The 19,612-nt window shown below is 64.9% G+C and carries 15 protein-coding genes; 2 read left to right on the top strand and 13 right to left on the bottom strand.

Features of this window, described 5'->3' with window-relative positions; genetic code table 11:
* Nucleotides 1-18: 18 nt before the first annotated feature.
* The 5 genes from proB to EWU68_RS02755 form a co-directional block, all read right to left on the bottom strand.
* Complete coding sequence (gene proB, locus EWU68_RS02775; RefSeq protein WP_129314312.1) at nucleotides 19-1,224, bottom strand: glutamate 5-kinase; 1,206 nt, start codon at nucleotides 1,222-1,224, stop codon at nucleotides 19-21.
* Nucleotides 1,217-2,824, bottom strand: coding sequence for a GTPase ObgE (gene obgE, locus EWU68_RS02770; RefSeq protein WP_129314311.1), 1,608 nt, complete (start codon nucleotides 2,822-2,824; stop codon nucleotides 1,217-1,219). Before obgE ends, proB begins: the two co-directional genes overlap by 8 nt.
* A 140-nt stretch (nucleotides 2,825-2,964) precedes the next feature.
* Nucleotides 2,965-3,222: a 50S ribosomal protein L27 gene (gene rpmA, locus EWU68_RS02765; protein ID WP_129314310.1), complete on the bottom strand. Its 258-nt coding sequence runs from the start codon at nucleotides 3,220-3,222 to the stop codon at nucleotides 2,965-2,967.
* Nucleotides 3,223-3,270: 48 nt separating this feature from the next.
* Entirely contained in the window at nucleotides 3,271-3,585 is a 315-nt protein-coding gene (gene rplU, locus EWU68_RS02760) for a 50S ribosomal protein L21 (protein ID WP_129314510.1), read from the bottom strand.
* Nucleotides 3,586-3,878: 293 nt separating this feature from the next.
* Nucleotides 3,879-6,962 carry an Rne/Rng family ribonuclease gene (locus EWU68_RS02755; RefSeq protein ID WP_129314309.1) on the bottom strand — a complete coding sequence of 1,028 codons (3,084 nt, stop codon included), beginning with the start codon at nucleotides 6,960-6,962 and terminating at the stop codon, nucleotides 3,879-3,881.
* Nucleotides 6,963-7,425: 463 nt separating this feature from the next.
* Here EWU68_RS02755 and EWU68_RS02750 point away from each other — a divergent pair, with 463 nt between their 5' ends.
* Nucleotides 7,426-8,073 carry a vitamin K epoxide reductase family protein gene (locus EWU68_RS02750; RefSeq protein WP_238692268.1) on the top strand — a complete coding sequence of 216 codons (648 nt, stop codon included), beginning with the start codon at nucleotides 7,426-7,428 and terminating at the stop codon, nucleotides 8,071-8,073.
* A gap of 122 nt (nucleotides 8,074-8,195) precedes the next feature.
* Here EWU68_RS02750 and ndk read toward each other — a convergent pair whose 3' ends face one another.
* Genes ndk through ileS form a run of 5 tightly spaced genes read right to left on the bottom strand, consistent with a single transcriptional unit; the run spans nucleotide 8,196 to nucleotide 15,160 of the window.
* Entirely contained in the window at nucleotides 8,196-8,609 is a 414-nt protein-coding gene (ndk, locus tag EWU68_RS02745) for a nucleoside-diphosphate kinase (RefSeq protein WP_129314308.1), read from the bottom strand.
* 10 nt (nucleotides 8,610-8,619) lie between these two features.
* Entirely contained in the window at nucleotides 8,620-9,873 is a 1,254-nt protein-coding gene (locus EWU68_RS02740) for a folylpolyglutamate synthase/dihydrofolate synthase family protein (protein ID WP_129314307.1), read from the bottom strand.
* A gap of 2 nt (nucleotides 9,874-9,875) precedes the next feature.
* Nucleotides 9,876-10,319, bottom strand: coding sequence for a DUF4233 domain-containing protein (locus EWU68_RS02735; protein WP_129314306.1), 444 nt, complete (start codon nucleotides 10,317-10,319; stop codon nucleotides 9,876-9,878).
* 9 nt (nucleotides 10,320-10,328) lie between these two features.
* Nucleotides 10,329-11,858: a glutamate ligase domain-containing protein gene (locus tag EWU68_RS02730; protein WP_165162086.1), complete on the bottom strand. Its 1,530-nt coding sequence runs from the start codon at nucleotides 11,856-11,858 to the stop codon at nucleotides 10,329-10,331.
* Complete coding sequence (ileS, locus tag EWU68_RS02725) at nucleotides 11,855-15,160, bottom strand: isoleucine--tRNA ligase (RefSeq protein WP_129314305.1); 3,306 nt, start codon at nucleotides 15,158-15,160, stop codon at nucleotides 11,855-11,857. Before ileS ends, EWU68_RS02730 begins: the two co-directional genes overlap by 4 nt.
* Before the next feature lie 471 nt (nucleotides 15,161-15,631).
* Between ileS and EWU68_RS02720 the strand changes: the two genes are divergently transcribed.
* Nucleotides 15,632-16,021 (top strand): DoxX family protein, encoded by a 390-nt coding sequence (locus EWU68_RS02720; RefSeq protein ID WP_129314304.1) that lies wholly within the window; start codon nucleotides 15,632-15,634, stop codon nucleotides 16,019-16,021.
* A 20-nt stretch (nucleotides 16,022-16,041) separates the two neighbouring features.
* On the opposite strand, the gene cobA is transcribed toward EWU68_RS02720, so the two are convergent.
* Genes cobA through cysD form a run of 3 tightly spaced genes read right to left on the bottom strand, consistent with a single transcriptional unit; the run spans nucleotide 16,042 to nucleotide 19,600 of the window.
* Nucleotides 16,042-17,247, bottom strand: coding sequence for a uroporphyrinogen-III C-methyltransferase (gene cobA, locus EWU68_RS02715; RefSeq protein ID WP_129314303.1), 1,206 nt, complete (start codon nucleotides 17,245-17,247; stop codon nucleotides 16,042-16,044).
* A 13-nt stretch (nucleotides 17,248-17,260) separates the two neighbouring features.
* Nucleotides 17,261-18,637 carry a sulfate adenylyltransferase subunit 1 gene (locus EWU68_RS02710; protein WP_129314302.1) on the bottom strand — a complete coding sequence of 459 codons (1,377 nt, stop codon included), beginning with the start codon at nucleotides 18,635-18,637 and terminating at the stop codon, nucleotides 17,261-17,263.
* The gene (gene cysD / locus EWU68_RS02705; RefSeq protein WP_129314301.1) at nucleotides 18,638-19,600 is read right to left on the bottom strand and encodes a sulfate adenylyltransferase subunit CysD; all 963 of its coding nucleotides are present in this window, start codon (nucleotides 19,598-19,600) and stop codon (nucleotides 18,638-18,640) included.
* Between the last annotated feature and the right edge of the window lie 12 nt (nucleotides 19,601-19,612).

Genomic DNA, 19,612 nt, shown 5'->3' with positions numbered 1-19,612 from the left:
AGACGCTCCCGCGCCGCCCTAGTACTTACGCCGCAACAAGGCCAGATTGTCCACGTGGACCAGGACCCCGTCGAAGCCCTCGCCAAGGTCGTCCACGACGTCGTCGGTATGCTGACCCGCCGTCTTGGCGCATTCCTCGCTGGAATAGGCGGCTATACCGTGCGCGATGGTCTTGCCGCTCGGCTCCTTCAGGGCAACCGGTTCGCCGGGGCGGAAGATGCCTTCGACCTTGGTGACGCCCGCGGCCAGAAGAGACGTCCGCCGTCGAATGGCCTTCACCGCGCCGGCGTCCAGTGTCAGGGCGCCCTTGGTCTTCGCCAGTTGGGCCAACCAGACCAACCGCACGGATCGCCGACCGCCCGTGGGCTTGAACCACGTGCCCACGTCCTGGCCCTCCAGAGCGGCCGATGCGTTCGCGGTCGACGTGACCAGGGCGGGAATTCCCGAGGAGGACGCGATCTTGGCGGCCTCGACCTTTGTGACCATGCCGCCGGAGCCGACCCCGGCCCGTCCGATGGTCCCAACCTCGACGCCGTCGAGATCCTTCTCGGGGTCCGTGACCTCCGGAATCCGTTCCCCACCCTCGGCCGGGTGCTTGGTGTACAACGCGTCGACGTCGGACAGCAGCAGAAGCGCATCGGCCTTGATCGTGTGGGCGACCAGAGCGGCGATGCGGTCGTTGTCACCGAATTTGAGTTCGTGGGTCGCGACGGCGTCGTTCTCGTTGACGATCGGCAGGACGTTGAGGTCGAGCAGTCGCTCCAGTTGGCGGTGTGCGTTGTGATACCGACTGCGATGCATCAGGTCCTCTGCCGTCACCAGGACCTGGGAGATGGTGACGTTGTACCGGCTGAAGAGCTCGGTGTATCGGGTCATGATCAGGGACTGTCCGACGGAGGCGGCGGCCTGCTGCGTCGCAAGGTCCTTGGGGCGTCGGCTCAGACCCAGTGGGGCAAGCCCCGCCGCGATGGCGCCCGAGGACACGAACACCACCTCGACGTTTCGCTCGTGGGCTTTGGCGAGCACATCGGTGATGGTCGCGACCGCAAGCTCATCGAGCGAATTGGCGATGGAGGTCAGAGAGGAGGACCCGACTTTGACGACGACGCGCCGCGCTTTCGGGATGTCGGCTCGGCTCTCGATGGGGCTGATCCGGTTCTTTCCCCGGTTCTCGGCCGAACGCTGCACCTCGGTCCGTTTGAGTTTCCCTCTGGCCTTACTCATGGTCTGATTCGTCTCCTTGGGGTTCGCTCGTCTCTGCGGCCGCTTCCCGGGCTTTGCGCTCGCGCCTCTCTTCAACCGATTCGGTCCACTTGCCCGCGAGTCGCTCGGCTTCCAGCTCGTCACGGGCAGCCGCCCGTGCATCCTTGCGCTGCTGGTAGTCTTCGCGCTTCTCGGCTCGTGTGGGTCGGATCAGTTCTTCGAGGCGGACATCGGTACCGCGCGGACTCGTGAGATTCTCCGCACCGGAGAGCATGGTCGGCTCCCAGTCGAAGATCACGGCATCCGCCTCGTTCCCAATGACCACGGCATCGCCGGGCTTGGCGCCCTGCTTGAACAGTTCGTCTTCCACACCGAGCTTAGCCAGACGATCCGCCAAGTACCCGACGGCTTCATCATTCGAGAAATCGGTTTGCTTAATCCACCGCTCCGGTTTCTCCCCCAGGACGCGGAACAACGGCTCGAGATTCCGCTCTTCATGACGGATGATGAACTCGGTTTCCTTCTTCCTGCGATGTCCGCGGGGCCGGACGACTGCTGGTTGGGGTTCCTCGACGGCGACCTCTTCCTGCTTGGCCCTGGACTCCTCGACCAGTTCGGCCATGGCGAATGTCAGTTCCTTGAGACCCTCGTGCGAGGCCGTGGAGACTTCGATGACCCGCATGCCACGCTCTTCCAAGTCCTCGCGGACGAAATCCGCGAGTTCGCGGGCCTCGGGCACATCGATCTTGTTCAGCACGGCGATGTGAGGACGTTCGACCAACGGCGTCGACGTCCCGGCCGACGGGTCGACCTCGTACCGCGAGAGCTCGCCGTTGATCGTCTCGAAGTCGCTGACGGGGTCACGGCGGGGTTCGAGGGTCGCGCAGTCGATCACGTGCACGATTGCGGCACACCGTTCGACGTGGCGCAGGAAACGGTGTCCGAGCCCTTTGCCGTCCGATGCGCCTTCGATCAGCCCCGGGACGTCGGCCACGGTGAAACGGGTGCTCCCGGCTTCCACCACGCCCAGGTTGGGTACGAGGGTCGTGAACGGGTAGTCCGCGATTTTCGGGCGGGCCGCGCTGATCGCTGCGATCAACGAGGACTTGCCGGCCGAGGGGTAGCCGACGAGGGCGACGTCGGCGATGGACTTGAGCTCCAGGACGATGTCGCGGGTTTCCCCCTCGATACCGAGCAGCGCGAATCCGGGCGCCTTGCGCTTGACCGAGGCCAAGGCGGCATTGCCCATCCCACCGATTCCGCCCCGCGCGGCGATGAACTCGTCTCCCTCCCGCACGAGATCCGCGAGGATGTCACCGTCCTTGGTTTTGACGACGGTCCCCTGCGGGACCGAGAGGATGAGGTCTTCCCCGTGGCGGCCGTGGTTAAGGGCTCCTCGGCCGATATCGCCTTTGGGGGCCGTACGGTGCGGGGAGTGATGGTATTCCAGCAGGGTCGTGGACTGACCGTCGACGCGCAGGACCACGTTGCCGCCGTGGCCCCCATTGCCTCCGTCAGGCCCTCCCAAGGGCTTGAACTTCTCCCGGCGCACGGACACACAACCATTACCACCTGAGCCGCCGCTGGCATGCACGACGACTCGGTCCACGAAATTCGCCACTCAGACTCCTCGAAATACTCCACGTGCCCTTTGGGCGATTCTATCGACTTTAAAAGAAAAAAGAGGGCCTGTGCTGCACATGAGCACATGCCCTCTTTCTTTCGACGGTCACACGGACCGGCGTTGGCTCTGCGGTCCGACTACTCGGCCGCTGCCAGGATGTTGACGACCTTGCGCCCACGACGACGGCCGAATTCGACCTGGCCGGCGGCCAGAGCGAACAGCGTGTCGTCACCGCCGCGGCCGACGTTGTCGCCCGGGTGGAAGTGGGTGCCGCGCTGGCGGACGATGATCTCGCCGGCGTTGACGGCCTGGCCGCCGAAACGCTTCACACCCAGGAACTGGGGATTCGAATCGCGACCGTTACGGGTTGAGCTTGCACCTTTTTTGTGTGCCATACCTGCCTGCCTTCGGTAAAAATGTTCTGACGGAAACCGTGCTGTCGGTTACTTGGCGTCGATGCCGGTGATCTTGACGCGAGTCAGATCAGCGCGGAAGCCCTGGCGCTTCTTGTAACCGGTCTTGTTCTTGTACTTCTGGATAACGATCTTCGGACCACGGAGGTCTTCGACCTTCTCCGCAGTGACCTTTGCGGACGCCAGATTCTTGGCGTCGGCGGTGACCTTGTCGCCGTCGACCAGCATCAGCACGGGCAGCTCAATGGTGCTGCCGGCCTCGCCGGCGACGCGGTCAAGGGTCACGAGGTCTCCGACGGAAACCTTTTCTTGGCGGCCGCCAGCGCGGACAATCGCGTACACCACTTGGGAACTCACTTCTCTCGACGTTATATGTACAAAGTTTCTGGGGAGGGCGCCTGCTCAGGCGACTCCTCGTTGAGGGGGAGGGCCGTCCGTGTCGCTTCCAACGGGATGACCCGCGGTAGTTGCGCTCTCATGCTCATCTCCCGACTCAGCCCGTGTCGAACGGCCCGGACCCTGACGTCCGTCATGAGGTGGCAATGAGCACCGGCTATCAAGCCTACGATACCGCACGATGACGGGCAAGTGGAGGTGACGCGTGTCGCCGCTGTGTCAGCGCGACACGCGTCACACACTCACTCGGGCCGTTTGATGTCCGACGCCTTGACCCCGACTCCCAGCATGGGGACGTCCTCCGCCGGCGAGGCATCCGATGCCGGAGCGGAGTACGAGGCCGTGGAGACGGAACCTCCCTGGGCCGAACCGGTTTCCTCAGTATGGATCGACCCGCCCACACCCGTACTGGAGGCCGCACGCCTGCCGCGGCGTTTCTTGGGTGCGGACTGTGCGGACTCCTTCGGCGCCTCGCTCTTCGAGGGCTCGGTGGTCTCACCGGATGCCCCCTGTCCCGGGTTTGCGACGCCGGTCACCGGCTTCTCGGTGTGCGGTTCCGCACTCGGTCCGGTGGTCGCCCGACGCGAGGCCTGACGGCGAGGCTTCCGAGAGGGGGTCGACTCCACGGACGATGAATCCGCGGCGGGCCCCTGCGAGGTTGCGGCTTCGGATGTGCCGTCCTGGGTCTTGCTGGACGCCTGGCCTGTTTGGGCGGGCTTCTTTCGGCCGCCTCGACCCGGCTTCATGTCCTGCAGCGCCTCCAACGCGGCCCGCCTGGCCGCTTCGGCGCCTTCACGTCCCGATCGATTGCGGAGGGGCTCCCGGCGCGAGCGGCGTCCCTGTCGAACTGGTCGCTCGTCCGAGGCCTCGTCCCCGGAGGTATCTTCCGGCGTCGTCCTGTCGGTGTCTGCAGTTTCCCGATCTTCCGGCCGCTCTCCCCCGGGCTTCCGCTCGAAGGCCGCGGCGAGCGAGTCGAGGCTGAACGGCCCCTGCTCCCCCTGGGATTCCTCGGACTGCTTCTCCGACCCACCGTTGGGGTTTTCCTGCTTCTGCGATCCGTGCGGCAGGGTCACGACCTCGCCCTGGATCGTCACGACGGCGTCGGGCTCCCCCTGGGCCACGCCAACGGCGTGGTCGCCCTTGGTCGGCTCCGCCCCTGTGTCATCTCCGGTCGGCCTCTGGTTGGATTCCGACTCGGCTCCGCCACGACCCTTGTTGCGTTTGCGACGCTTGCGCTTCTTGGCCGACTTCGACTCGCCGGACTCCGGAGTGCGGCGGGCTTCGTCCTCCTTGGCCTCCGACTCGGAATCCTCTTGGTGCGAGGACGCCGCGGCGATGTTGGCGAGTGCGTGGCGTGTCGCCTCGGCTTTGGCTTCGTCCTGTTTGGTCTGTTCGTCCTGACGACGCTGCTTGTTCCGGTCCTTGTTGCGCTTCCGGTCGCCACGGCCGTGGTTGTCCGGCCCCGGGGCTCCCCCGGAACGGCCCTTGAGCGGCTGGTCATGGACGATGAGTCCACGACCCGCGCAGTGCTCACAGGTCTCCGAGAAGACCTCGAGCAAACCGGTGCCCATCCGCTTCCTGGTCATCTGGACCAGGCCGAGCGAAGTCACCTCGGCGACCTGATGCTTGGTCCGGTCACGGCCCAGGCATTCGATCAGCCGGCGCAGGACCAGGTCTCGGTTGGATTCCAGGACCATGTCGATGAAGTCGATGACGATGATCCCGCCGATGTCCCGCAATCTGAGTTGGCGGACGATTTCCTCGGCCGCCTCCAGATTGTTCTTCGTGACGGTCTCTTCCAGGTTTCCGCCAGAACCGGTGAATTTGCCCGTGTTGACGTCGATGACGGTCATGGCTTCGGTCCGGTCGATCACGAGCGAGCCCCCGGACGGAAGGAATACCTTTCGGTCCAGAGCCTTGGCGAGTCCTTCCTCGATCCGGTAGTGATCGAACAGGTCCTCGTCGCCGTCCCATTTCTTGAGCCGGTCGATCAGGTCGGGCGCCACGTAGGTGACGTAGGCCTCGATGTTGTCCCAGGCTTGGTCTCCCTGGACGACCATTGCGGAGAAGTCCTCGTTGAAGACGTCTCGAACGGTCTTAATGGTCAGGTCGGGCTCCTGGTACAACATCTCGGGGGCAAGGGTCTTCTTGCCCTTGGACTTCGACTCGATGTCCTCCCACTGGGCGCGGAGCCGGTTGATGTCATGGGCGAGTTCTTCCTCGGCCGCCCCCTCGGCGGCGGTGCGCACGATGACGCCGGCCCCGTCCGGCAGCTTGTCCTTGAGGATCTTTTTCAGGCGGGCCCGCTCGGTATCCGGAAGTTTGCGGGAGATGCCCGTCATCGAACCGCCCGGAACGTACACGAGGAACCGGCCCGGCAAGGACACCTGAGAGGTCAGCCGTGCGCCTTTGTGACCGATGGGGTCCTTGGTCACCTGGACCAGGACCGAATCACCGGACTTCAGCGCATTCTCGATCTTTCGAGGCTGGCCGTCGAGACCAGAAGCGTCCCAGTTCACCTCACCCGCGTAGAGCACGGCATTGCGACCGCGGCCGATGTCCACGAAGGCGGCTTCCATGGACGGCAGGACGTTCTGCACCTTGCCCAGGTAGACGTTGCCAATGAGGGAATCCTGTTGCGTCTTCGACACGAAATGCTCCGCAAGCACGCCGTCCTCGAGAACGCCGATCTGGATCCTGTCATCCTTCTGACGGACGATCATCTGCCGGTCCACGGATTCGCGGCGTGCGAGGAACTCGGCCTCTGTGATGACGTGGCGGCGGCGTCCGGACGCTCGGGAGTCACGACGACGCTGGCGCTTGGCCTCGAGACGGGTGGACCCCTTGACGGAGGCGACCTTGTTCGATGAGGCGCTCTCGGTCACCCGCGGGGTTCGAACCTTGGTGACCGTATTGGGCGGATCCTCATCGCTTCCCCCGGTCAGCTCAATGTCTTCCCCACCCCGGCGACGACGACGCCGCCTCCGGGAAACAACTTCGCCGTCCTCGACAGCGTCGTCGTCCGACGGTTCCTCGTCTTCGGAATCCTCGGAGTTCTTTTTGCTGGCGGCCGCCTTGATCTCGTCAAAATCGGGAGCGTGGAACAAGAGAGAGGGCGCCGAGAGCGGCGCCGTCACGGGGTTCGTGGAAGACTCGTCCGAGTCCGAGGTCGCCGGCGATTCATCCTCCGCCGGAGCCTTGGCCGCTTCTGTTTCCGGCGTGTTCGATTCTTCGCCCTGGGGTTCTGGAGGTGTCGTCGGGGGTGTTGTGGGTTCGTTCTCTTCGGCCCCACCCTGAGGGGCGGTGCCTTCGTTCTGCGTATTCATATTCAGTCAGTACTCCTATGGAGCCGTTACCGGGCCGCACCCGGGATTCGGCCGTTCTCAATCGGTCCTGCCGCGACGTGCGCGACGGCCGGAAGTCCGTTCCCTACCCGAGGGGGCTCGTCGAGCCGGCGGCGAAATATGCCGGCGAAGGGCACCACCCGGGCCAATGGATTCGCCGAGCTTCGCATCCCGCTGAAGTCTTGTGAAAGGTGGTCTTCGCTCCGTTGCCCGAAGCGGTGCACGGCACCTGTCGGCGTCACATTGGATGAAGAGTCGCGTGCGGCGCGGCTCTCACCGTTCTCAGTATCGCACAGCTAGGCGCTGGCTTGCTGCTCATCGAATTGACAGCAAGTTTTGAGACGAATTCGAAAATTCGGGCCCAGACCTCTGAGCCGGCGTCGTTAGGATGAATGCAGTACGCGCACAGCCCGTTCTGTGCCGACCCGACCCCGAGGACTGACTTGTGAGCACATCCAGCGTCGACCCCGCGCCGAGGCACAGCGACAGGACCACGCTTCCGTCGACCAATCAGCCGCAGGAACGAAGCTTTGCGTGGCTGTTGATCGTCACGGGCGGCATTGGCTTCATCGCTTCCGCTGCCCTCGTCTTCGAGAGGCTCCAGGTTTTTCTCGACGCCGGCCACAAGTCGAGCTGTGACATCAACGCGCTGCTGAATTGCGGCACCGTGATGCGTACGCCTCAGGCCGAGCTCTTCGGATTCCCGAACCCGTTCATCGGCATCGTCGCCTACGCGATCGTTCTGACCATTGGCGCGGCGATCCTCGCGGGTGCCAGGTTCGCCAGGTGGTACTGGATGAGCATCGAGGTCGGCGTCGTGCTGGGGTCCTTGTTCACTTTCTGGCTCTGGTACCAGACCACCTTCCAGATCGATGCACTGTGCCTGTACTGCATGGTGGTCTGGATCGTGCAGACGGCCCTCGCGGTCAACGTGACGATGCGCAACATCCGAACCGGGGTGATTCCGGTGTCGCCGCGCGTGGCCGAGACGCTGCCGGCCTGGTCGTGGTTCCTGGTCGTCATGATCCTGTTGGTCCTGTTCGGCATCATCTTCATCCGGTTCTTCTCCAACATCCTCTCGATGCTCTCCTGATGCGCGAGCACGACGCCGTGGCATGAACCCGCTCGGACCAAGAAAGCCCCATCCGTCAATGACGGATGGGGCTTTCTTCTGCGTGAACCAGCCTCATACGGGGCTGGGCGCCCGGAGTCGGTCTAGCCGAACCAGATGCCGATCTCGCGCTCCGCGGATTCCGTGGAGTCCGAGCCGTGGACCAGATTCTTCTGGACCTTTTCTCCCCAGTCACGGGCGAAGTCACCGCGGATGGTCCCCGGGGCCGCGGCGGTCGGGTCGGAGGGACCCATCAGCGTGCGCACGGATTCGATGACACGATCGCCCTCGACCACGGCCGCCACCACGGGCCCGGACATCATGAATTCGAGCAGCGGCTCGTAGAACGGCTTGCCCTGGTGTTCCTCGTAGTGCTGTTCGAGGACCTCGCGGGACGGTGTCACCAGTCGTAGATCGGTGATCTTGTAGCCTTTGGTCTCGATACGGGCCAGGATGGCACCGATCAGGTTGCGCTCCGTCCCATCGGGCTTGACCAGGACCAGCGAACGTTCGGACATCTGTGCACTCCTAAATATGGGGTATCTCTCCGCTACCGATCCTATCCGGGTCGTACAGGCGCGTCGGCATGACCCCGATCTCATTCAGCACCGAGGAGCCGAAGGAAACGGTTCCCGCAACCATGGACCGATCCCCCATGTCGTCGAGCAGCGTCTCCCGCGGAGCGAAGCGCAACCTCTGCAGAAGGTCGGTGGGCAGTTCGTAGTCGAGGTGGTGGGAATCCAGAGGCACGAACCGATGATCGATTCCCCTGCCGTCGAGAAAATCCGCGATGCCCGAAATGTCCTTGGTCGCCGGAATCGACCAGTACACCGTGTCGACGACGCCCCACCGGGACTCGGCCCCGCTCAGTGCAGCGGCCATTCCCACAGGATCGATGCACGCATCCAGAAAGAATTCGGTGCCTTCCGCCGTCCGGCAGAACTCCGCACGTCCCGGCCGGCACAGCTCGATGCCCCCGGTCCAGGGCTCGCGATCCAGTCGTCGCGCGACGTCGTCGGCCAGGCTCTTTCCCAGGTGGTGGTTCTGGGACAGGAAGTCCCCGGGTGGCACCTGGTGGACCGAAGCGTCCATGCGATCACACGTCCGACGAAGAATCTCGGATGGAACGGGCGACTGGGGAACGCTGAACACGCGGTCGCCGTCCCGGATGAGGCCGAATTTCTCGCGTGCGACATGGGCCAGAGTGGGCCCGAAGACGTCCAGGTGCTCCGGAAAGACACTCGTGAACCCGACGGCGATTCGGTCCAGGACAGAGATTTCGTCGTGGGCGCCACCCATGCCTGCCTCGTGCACGATCACCTCTGCGCCAGCGGCTTCGAGCATCGCGTGTCCCATGATCGTGAAGATCCCCGTTGGGGCAAGATAGTTCCCCGGGGAAACGTCCACCTCGGAGACGGCAGGCTCGACGCGGTGCAACCACCGGTTGTACTCCGCGGCTCCGATCACCGTGCCGTCCAGGGCAAACCGGTCGAGGTTGGATACCGTTCCGGGCGATGACACCAGGCCGGTCCTGAATCCCGCTGCGCTCAAGTATGCGGCGGCGACCGCGGCGGCCTGGCCCTTCCCCTTGGAGCCCGTGACGAGCACGGTCGGAGTTCGCTGGGATCCGCCAAGTGCCTCGAGGAGCTCGAGGGCGGCGCCGACGTCGCGGGTGCTGCCGGCCCTCTTGCCGGACCACGAGCCGAAAACCGCTCTCGACTCGAGGTCTGTCTCGATCAGCCGCGGATCCGGGGTTCCGGCGGCACCGCCTGCCCAGTCCATCCTCAGCCCTGGCCGTGCGTGCGGTCCCACTCCTGTTCGGCCTCCCAGCGCTCCTTCTTCTCGCGGTCGATCCTGGTGCCGGTGACCATCGAGTACCACCAGGCCGCCATGAAGCAGAGACCGATCACGAACATGGCCGGAAGCAGGAAGCCGGTCGCCACCAGGAGGAGTTGGAGGATCCACCCCATCGCGTAGCCCCAAGGCTTCCGGAGCACCGCGCAGTTGTAGACGAACGCTGCGGCCAGGACCAGGCCGCCAATCATGACGGAGACCTTGGTTCCGGTCCCCGAGTGAAGATGCTCGAGTCCGAAATACGCGAGAGTCCCGAAGAACACCACAAAAGCCTCGAGCAGAAGGACCGTCGAAGCGAACATGACCTTGACCGATCCCGGCTTCTTGATCTGTCCGGGGCGCCATTCGCGTTGTGCCTTGGTCAGGCGTGCCATCACAGTCTCCTACTGTCCGAGCAGTACACGTGCTTCGCCGACCACGGTGATCGACCCGGTGATGAGGACCGCAGCATCGAGCTCCTCGCGGGCAGCCGCATCGGAGATGGCCGCGACCGAAGCGTCGTCGATGCGTTCGTGGACCTCGACAGCGTCGTCGTCGAATCCGGCCGTCAGGGCCAGGTCGGCGAGCTCCTGAGCCGGAATCGCCCGCGGAGAGGTCGACGCGGTGACGTACAAGCGCGTCTCGAATTCGGTCGACTCGGCGTACTGTTCCCTCATGACCTCCAAGATCCCGAGGGCATCCTTGTCACGCAGAATCCCGACGACGATGTTGAGTTGGCGCACGTCGAAGGACTCACGGACGGCAGCGGCCGATGCCCTCATCCCGTGCGGGTTGTGAGCGGCGTCGAGCACGACGACCGGTGCCGTCCGTACGGTTTCGAGCCGGCCGGGCGACGTCGCCTCTTCGAATGCGGTACGGATCAGGTCGATGGACAGCTCCTTCTCGCCCCCGCCGAGGAGCGCCTCGACCGCGGCGACCGCCAGGGAAGCGTTCTCCGCCTGGTGCTCCCCGAAGAGCGGAAGCGCGACCTCGGGATAGCGACCCGCCAGGCCCTGGATCGTGATGACCTGGCCGCCGACGCCGGGGATCCGTTCGGTCACCCCGAATTCGACCCCCTCGAAGCGGAACTCCGCCTCTTCGCGCCTGGCCCGGTCCAGCAGCACCTCGGCCACCGACGGGCGTTGTGCAGCCGAGACCAGGAAGCCACCCTGAGCGATGATTCCGGCCTTCTCTGCCGCAATCTCCTCCACCGTGTCCCCCAGCATGTCGGTGTGGTCCAAGTCGATCGGAGTCACCACGGACACCTGGGCGTCCGAGACGTTGGTCGCGTCCCATTCCCCGCCGAGTCCTACTTCGAGCACCATGATGTCCACGGGCGCATCCGCGAAGACCGCAAAGGCCAAGGCCGTCATCGCCTCGAATTCGGTCAGAGGGACTTCCCCCTGTTCGCCGAGCTGCCGATCGACCATCTCCAGGTAGGGGCGGATTTCGTCCCAGACGCGCACGAAGGTCGCGTCGTCGACGGGCTCCCCGTCCACGCAGATGCGCTCGTTGACACGCTCGAGGTGAGGAGAGGTGTACCGCCCGGGCCGGAGGTCATGGGCCATGAGCAGCCGCTCGACGAGACGTGCCGTGGACGTCTTGCCGTTGGTTCCGGTGATCTGGATGACCGGTGCGCTGTGCGCCGGGTCGCCCAGAAAATCCATGGCCAGACGCATGGCCTCGAGCCGTGGCGCCATCTGCGTCTCCGGCGCACGCCCCCTCAGTTCGGCATAGATCGACTCGACCGAGAACGCCGCGTCCATGAGGTCGCCCGAATCATCGGCCGCCGGGTGCGGACCGTCCGGTTCCTCGTCCAGGTCCGATTCCTCGGCGTCCTCGATGTCCTCGGGGGTCAGCGGACTGAGTTCGTCGGGCAGCTCCTCGGAGCCGTCCTGCGGGTCGTCGTCGTCTTTGAAAGGCTGGTCGCTCATGCATCACTCTCTGCGGATTCGGTCGGGACCGTCTCGACGGTCACCGAAGATTCGGACGACGTCTCGAGGACCAGATCCTGGGTCAGCGTCTCCCCGGACACAAGTCGTTCGTTCTCGCGGAGCGCATCGAGCACCTCGTCAGCGTCCCGGACCACTGTACGGATCCTGTCCGAGACCTGCAGACCCGCGTCCTTCCGGGCCTGCTGAATTACGCGGATCATGTCTCTCGCGGTGCCTTCGGCACGAAGGGCCGGAGTCAGCCTCGTGTCGAGGACGATGAACCCGCCGTCGATCACGGACACGGCCCGATCGGTGTTCTCACCTTCGGACACGACCGTCTCGAGCTCGTACTCCCCTTCATGGAGGGGCAGAGGCTCGTCGAGCGTTGAGCCACCGACGACGACCGTGCCGTCCGCGTCGATGTCCCAGTCACCGGATTTGGACGCTTTGATGGCGACCTGCACCTGCTTGCCGAGCCTCGGCCCGGCCGCCCTTGCATTGACCTTGAGGCTCCGTGAGATCCCATAGGACTCCGCCGAGACCTCCGCGGCATCGAGAACCTCGACGCTCTTGATGTTGAGCTCGGAGGCGATGATGCTCGAGAAGGTGCCCGCGAGTTCCTTGCCGCGCGGAACGGCAACGGTCATGGACGCCAGGGGCTGCCGCACGCGGATGTTCTCGGACTTTCGCAACGCGGACCCCGCCGAGCAGATGGCACGGGTGGCTTCCATCAACGCGATGAGATCGTATTCCTGGGCCAGCACACCCTTCTGCGGCCAATCCGTCAGGTGCACCGACCTGCCGCCGGTCAGTCCGCGCCAGATGGCTTCGGTCTCCATCGGAAGCAGGGGCGCCGCCACACGACAGACGGTTTCGAGGCACGTGTAGAGGACGTCGAAGGCCGCGATGTCCTCGTCGAAGAAACGTTCCCGGGACCGACGGACGTACCAGTTGGTCAGCGCGTCCGCGTAGACCCGCAAGTGCTCGCACGCCGCCCAGACGTCGTACCGGTCGAAATCGTCCGTGACCTCCTCGATGAGTTGCCGTGTCTTGGCCAGGATGAAGCGGTCCATCACGTTCTCGCACGAGTACCGGAAACGGGCATCGTAGCCCCGACCGTCGAAGGCGGCGTTCGAGTACAGCGCGAAGAAGTGGTAGGCGTTCCACAGGGGAAGCATGACTTGCCGGACTCCCTCGCGGATACCGCGCTCGGTCACGATCAGGTTGCCGCCCCGCAGGATCGGCGATGACATCAGGAACCAACGCATCGCGTCGGATCCGTCCCTGTCCAGCACCTCGGTCACGTCCGGGTAGTTGCGGAGCGACTTGGACATCTTCTGCCCGTCCGACCCGAGCACGATGCCGTGGGAGATCACGTTCGTGAACGCCGGACGGTCGAACAGAGCCGTGGCCAGGATGTGCAGCGTGTAGAACCATCCCCGTGTCTGGCCGATGTATTCGACGATGAAGTCGGCCGGGTAATGGCCTTCGAACCAGTCCTTGTTCTCGAACGGATAATGGACCTGGGCGTAAGGCATCGATCCCGAGTCGAACCACACATCGAGGACGTCCGGGACGCGGCGCATGGTCGACGCGCCCGTGGGATCATCCGGGTTCGGACGAGTCAGCTCGTCGATGTACGGCCGGTGGAGATCCGGTTCGCCGTCCTTGTTCAGCGGCAGGCGGCCGAAGTCGGCCTCCAGCTCGGCCAGCGAACCATACACATCGGTACGGGGATAGTTCGGATCGTCCGAAACCCACACGGGGATGGGCGAGCCCCAGTAACGGTTGCGGGAAATCGACCAGTCACGGGCGTTCTCGAGCCACTTGCCGAACTGGCCGTGCTTGACGTTCTCAGGGATCCAGTTGATCTCCTCATTGAGTTCGACCATCCGGTCCTTGAACTGGGTGACGGACACGTACCAGGACGTGATCGCGCGGTAGATCAGAGGGTTCCGGCACCGCCAGCAGTGCGGGTACGAGTGGACGTACGAGCTCTCACGCACGAGCAGTCCCTTGGCGCGCAGGTGACGCACGATCGGGGTGTTCGATTCGAAGACCTGCATTCCGACGACGTCCTCGAGCTCCGTCCCGTTGAACAGGGGCAGGACCCGCGCGCCCTCGTCGACGGTCAGGATCACCGGGATTCCGTACTTCTCGCACGTCGCCTGGTCGTCCTCACCGTAGGCCGGGGCCTGGTGGACAATTCCGGTGCCGTCCGTGGTCGTGACGTAATCGGCCACGAGGATTTTCCACGCGTTCTCGGTTCCGAACTTCTCGGTGTCGGTAAACGCGTCGAACAGCGGCTCGTACCGGATGCCCTCGAGGTCCTTGCCGAGGTAATGGGCCTCGATGGCCTCCCGCGCCGAATCGGCGTCCTCATAGCCGAGATCCGTCGCGTAATCCTCGAGTCGCTCGGAGGCCAGCAGGAAGCGATCGGCCTTGGCCGAGGTTCCGTTGGGGCCGGCGGGCAGGGCCACGTAATCGATCTCCGGTCCGACCGCCAGCGCCAGGTTGGCGGGAACCGTCCAGGGTGTCGTGGTCCAGCCGATGGCGGCGACTCCGGCGAGTTCACGGCTCGCCGGCGTGTCTCCTTCCTTGAGAAAGAACGTCGTCGTGATCGTGGGGTCCTGACGGTCCTTGTAGACGTCGTCGTCCATCCGGAGCTCGTGGTTGGACAGCGGCGTCTCGTCCTTCCAGCAGTACGGAAGGACGCGAAATCCCTGGTAGGTCAGGCCCTGGTCGTGAAGGCGTTTGAAAGCCCAGATCACCGACTCCATGTACTCGACGTTGAGCGTCTTGTAATCGTTCTCGAAGTCGACCCAGCGGGCCTGGCGGGTCACATACTCTTGCCACTCGTCGGTGTACTTGAGCACGGCAGACCGGCAGGCATCGTTGAACTTGTCGATGCCCATTTCTTCGATCTGCTTCTTCTCGGACATGCCGAGCTGTTTCATGACTTCGAGCTCGGCGGGCAGGCCGTGCGTATCCCAGCCGAAACGGCGATCGACCTTGTTGCCGCGTTGCGTCTGGTACCGGGCGACGAGATCCTTCACGTAACCAGTCAGGAGATGGCCGTAGTGGGGCAGGCCGTTCGCAAAGGGAGGGCCGTCGTAGAACACGAACTCGTCCGGGGTGCCTTCGGCGCTGTCGCGCTGCTCGATACTGCGCTGGAAAGTCCCGTCCTCGCTCCAGTAGTCGAGGACTCCTTCTTCCAGTTTCGGGAAGGAAGGTGAGGCCGGAACGCCACCGGATGCTGCGTTGGCGGAGTCGGTGGTGGCCTTGGGGTAGTGAGTGCTCACGTGGTCATCCTGGATCTCGAAATCGAACATTCGTTTGCGTCAGGACGCCATGACGACGCGGTACCACCTCACTTGCCGTGAAAACTGGGACGACCCGCGGTGACCAAAGAAGGTCACCGCGGGGGTGTCTCAGCGGCCACGGCCGCTTCATGACGGCTGTCTCGGGCCTACCCGTCCGGGTCTAGTGAGGCTGTATCTATTCCGTGATCTCCCGCGCCGCAACGCCGAATGGGACATCACAGGTACTGCCCGTTCTTCCGGATTGCTCGCCGGTGATGGCCGGGTCGTCGCACTGCATATCAGTCTAAGCAGTTGGGCGATCCCTGTCTAACCCCTATCGCCGACGGATTTTGCGCCGCTGTTCCGGTCCGTCATGAGGCCCTCGATGACGCCGTCGGGGCGCGTTCGCGGCGGAACGGATGTGAGTCCCCAAGTGACATCGGGGCCGATCAACGGCCTAGAATCGAGGGCATGACGACTCCCCAACAGCGCAAGACAGCCACACGGTCCGCCCTCGTCCAGGGGACCGCGCTGGCTGCCATGGGTGCTCTGCATTTTGTCCGTCCGGAGCATTTCGATGCTCTGATTCCGGCGTCCCTTCCGGGGTCGGCCAGGGCCTGGACGCTCGGTTCGGGCGTGGCCGAGCTGGGGGTGGCCGCGCTCTTGCTCAACCGCCGCACCCGACGCACGGGCGGTCGGGCCGCGGTTGCCCTCTACCTCGGTGTATGGCCGGGCAATTTCCAGATGGCGTGGGACTACCGCAACAAGGCCCCGCTTCCGAAACTGATCGCTTGGGGACGGTTGCCCTTGCAGTTGCCGATGATTTCCTCGGGATTGCACGTGGCCCGACACGCAGCCTGAGCCGAATGTACCGGCTGACGTCACGGACTATCAGGTGCCAGGCGAACGACGTCGCCGATCACGATGACCGCGGGCGCGGCCACTGAGCGCGCTTCGCAGCGAGCGGCAATGTCGGACAGGGTTCCGAAGGTTGTCCTCTGCTCGGGCGTCCAGCCGCGCTCGATCACGGCCGCCGGTGTCGACTCGGGACGCCCGGCCATCATCAGCCGTTCGGCGGTCTCTGCGAGCCGCGTGACGCCCATGAGCAGCACCAGGGTGTGGTCCGTTCCGTATGGCGCGGCATCCAATTGCTGATGCCCGGTGATGACCGTGAACCCTGTGGCGGCGCCCCTGTGCGTCACCGGGATGCCCGCCGCCGCCGGGACAGAGATCGCGGACGTCACCCCCGGGACGACTTCGGTTTCGATCCCGTGGGACGCGCAGTACTCGACCTCTTCTCCCCCACGACCGAGGACAAAGGGGTCGCCACCTTTCAGCCGGACGACCCGGGCGCCGGTGCGGGCCTCGCGCACCAGGATCTCGTTGATCTCGGACTGAGGCACCGGGTGATGGCCGGCTTTCTTGCCGACCTCGATGATGACCGTGTCTTCCCGGAGCCGCGGCAGCACGTCCCGCGGGCCGAGACGGTCGGCGACGACGACGTCGGCCATGGCGAGCAGGAACCTTCCCCGGACCGTCAGGAGCTCGACGGCGCCGGGTCCGCCACCGACGAGGGCCACGGTTCCGGGTTTCTGGGCGTCGTCGACGGAGACCCTCTCGGATTGGGGATCCACGGGGGCCGTCCCGGATTCGAGGGCCGCCTCCAGCCATGCCGCGATGCGTTTGGCCCGGCGGGGGTCCTTGTTCGCGTTGACTCCCACGGTGACGCCGTGCGACTCGGCGACGCTGGGGACCCACGCCGTCCCCGCCTCCGGATCTCCGCCCTTGACACAGAAGATTTTCCGGCGAGCGGCCTCCTCGGACACGAGGTCCTGGGTCGCCGGATCCGAGGTGTGGGTCAGAACGAGCCAGACCTGGTCCAGGTCCGAAGGCATGAAGTCCCGAGCCTGCCAGCGCAGTTCGCCGCGTCCGGTCCAGTCGCGGATCTCCGGGCTCACGGTCGGTGCGACGACGGTCACGCGTGCCCCGTCCTCGAGGAGCGGGCCGATGCGCCGCGTGGCGACGGGTCCGCCGCCGACGACGAGCACATCCAACCCTCGCAGCTGCAGTCCGAGTGGATAGGTCATGAGTCCGGGGTCGTCAGCCCTCGTCCCCGAGCCAGTCCTCCAGAGGATCCTCGGCTTCGACGACGCCGGGGGCCGCTATGCCTGCCCCCAAGGTGTCTCCCGAGAGCGGATCGATGACCAGAAAGGCGCCGGTTTGACGATGGTGTTCGTAGTCCTCCACGGGCAACGGGGTCGCCGTTCTGATCGCCACGGATCCGATGTCGTTCAGCTCGAGGGCATTGGCCGGACCGTCCGTGAGATCGGTCAGGTCGAGCCGGGCGTGCACCTCCTCGACCAGAGCCTTGACCGTGGCGGCCCCGTGTTTGATGAGAACCTTGGCTCCGGGAGTGAGCGGCTTGTCGTTCAGCCACGCGATCCTGGCGCCGAATTCACGGTGCCCAGCGGGTGCGGACTCGGCGGCGGCAAGCATCGACCCACGGGCCAGGTCCAACTGGTCCTCGATCTCCAGGACGACCGACTGCGGCGATCGCGCCTCATCCACGCGTTCCGTGCCGCTCCACAGGCCGGTCACGCGGGTGGTTCTGCTGGTTCCGGCGACGGCGATGCTCTGCCCCACCCGGATCGATCCGGCAGAGATTTGCCCCGCGTAGCCCCGGAAATCGCGGTAGTCGTCCTCCTCCAGACCCGGAGCCAGGGAGCCCTGGGGCCGGATCACGGTCTGCACGGGCATGCGGAACGGTTCAGTCGCCTGGAGGGAGCGATCGCGGTCGGGCAGCTCCTCCAGGAGTTCGAGCAGCGTCGGACCGGTGTACCACGGGGTTCTGGAGGATGCGGTCACCACGTTGTCGCCCTTCAGCGCCGATACAGGGACCGTCAGTGCGCCGTCGATTTCGAGCTCTCTCGCCACACGATCAATGTCCGCGGAGATCTCCTCGTACACGGACTCCGAGTAGTCGACGAGGTCAATTTTGTTCACCGCGATGATGACATGCGGGACCCGCAGGAGCCTGGTCACCGCCAAGTGCCGTCGGGTCTGTTCAAGGACGCCGTTCCGCGCATCGACCAGGAGCACCACGGCGTCGGCGGTCGAGGCACCCGTGACCGTGTTCTTCGTGTACTCCACGTGACCGGGGCAATCGGCAAGAATGAAGTTGCGTGCGTCGGTCGCGAAGTACCGGTAGGCGACGTCGATCGTGATGCCTTGTTCGCGTTCCGCCCGCAGACCGTCGGTCAGCAGGGCAAGGTCGATCTCTTCGCCCGAGGCGCCGAAGCCTCGTTCCGCGGATGTCCTGGCAACGGCTTCCAACTGGTCGGCCAGGATCGCCTTCGAGTCGAAGAGAAGCCTTCCCACCAGGGTGGATTTGCCGTCGTCGACCGACCCGGCCGTGGCGAAGCGGAACAGGGTCCTGGTGCTCCCGGTCGAGGCGGCGAGCGTGTCGGTGATCGTCATCTAGAAATACCCGTCTTTCTTGCGGTCTTCCATGGCCGCCTCCGAAATGCGGTCGTCCGCACGAGTCGCGCCCCGTTCGGTCAGGGTGGACACGGCAACCTCCTGGACCACTTGGGACGCGTCCGCGGCCGAGGACTCGACGGCGCCCGTGCAGGACATGTCCCCCACCGTGCGGTACCGCACGACCCGGCGCTCAACTGTCTCATCGGGGCCCGGCACGGACACCGTGCCGACCGCGCGGATCATCCCGTCCCGCAGGAACGTGTCCCTCTCGTGGGCATAGTAGAGACTCGGTATCTCGATGTTCTCGCGCTCGATGTAGCGCCAGACGTCGAGCTCGGTCCAGTTGGACAGTGGAAATGCCCGGACGTGCTGTCCCGGCGTGTGACGGCCGTTGTAGAGGTTCCACAATTCGGGCCGCTGACTGCGCGGATCCCACTGCCCGAAGTCGTCCCGGAGGCTCAGCACTCGTTCCTTGGCACGCGCCTTGTCCTCGTCCCGGCGTCCTCCGCCGAAGACGACGTCGAAACGGTTGCTCGCGATCGTGTCCAGAAGCGGGACCGTCTGCAACGGATTGCGCGTCCCGTCCGCTCGTTCCTCAAGTTCTCCCCGATCGATGTACTCCTGCACGGAGCCGACCACCAGTTGGGTTCCCAGCCTTTCGACGGCGCGGTCCCGGAACTCCAGGACCTCCGGGAAGTTGTGTCCCGTATCGATGTGCACCAACGGGAACGGAACCCGTCCCGGGAAGAACGCCTTGGCCGCCAGGTGCGCCATCACCACGGAGTCCTTGCCGCCGGAGAACAGCATGGCCGGACGGTCGAACTCCGCTACGACCTCGCGGATGATGTGGATTGACTCCGATTCCAGGATGTCCAGGTCAGTCAGCGTACGGACATCGGCATCGGACTCTGCGAGTGCCACGGCGGGTCCGCCCCTCCCAGGGGAAATCTCAGTGGTCATAGACGGATTCGT

Source organism: Rothia koreensis, assembly GCF_004136575.1.
Lineage (GTDB): Bacteria > Actinomycetota > Actinomycetes > Actinomycetales > Micrococcaceae > Rothia > Rothia koreensis.
This window is presented reverse-complemented; position numbering and strand designations above follow the sequence as displayed.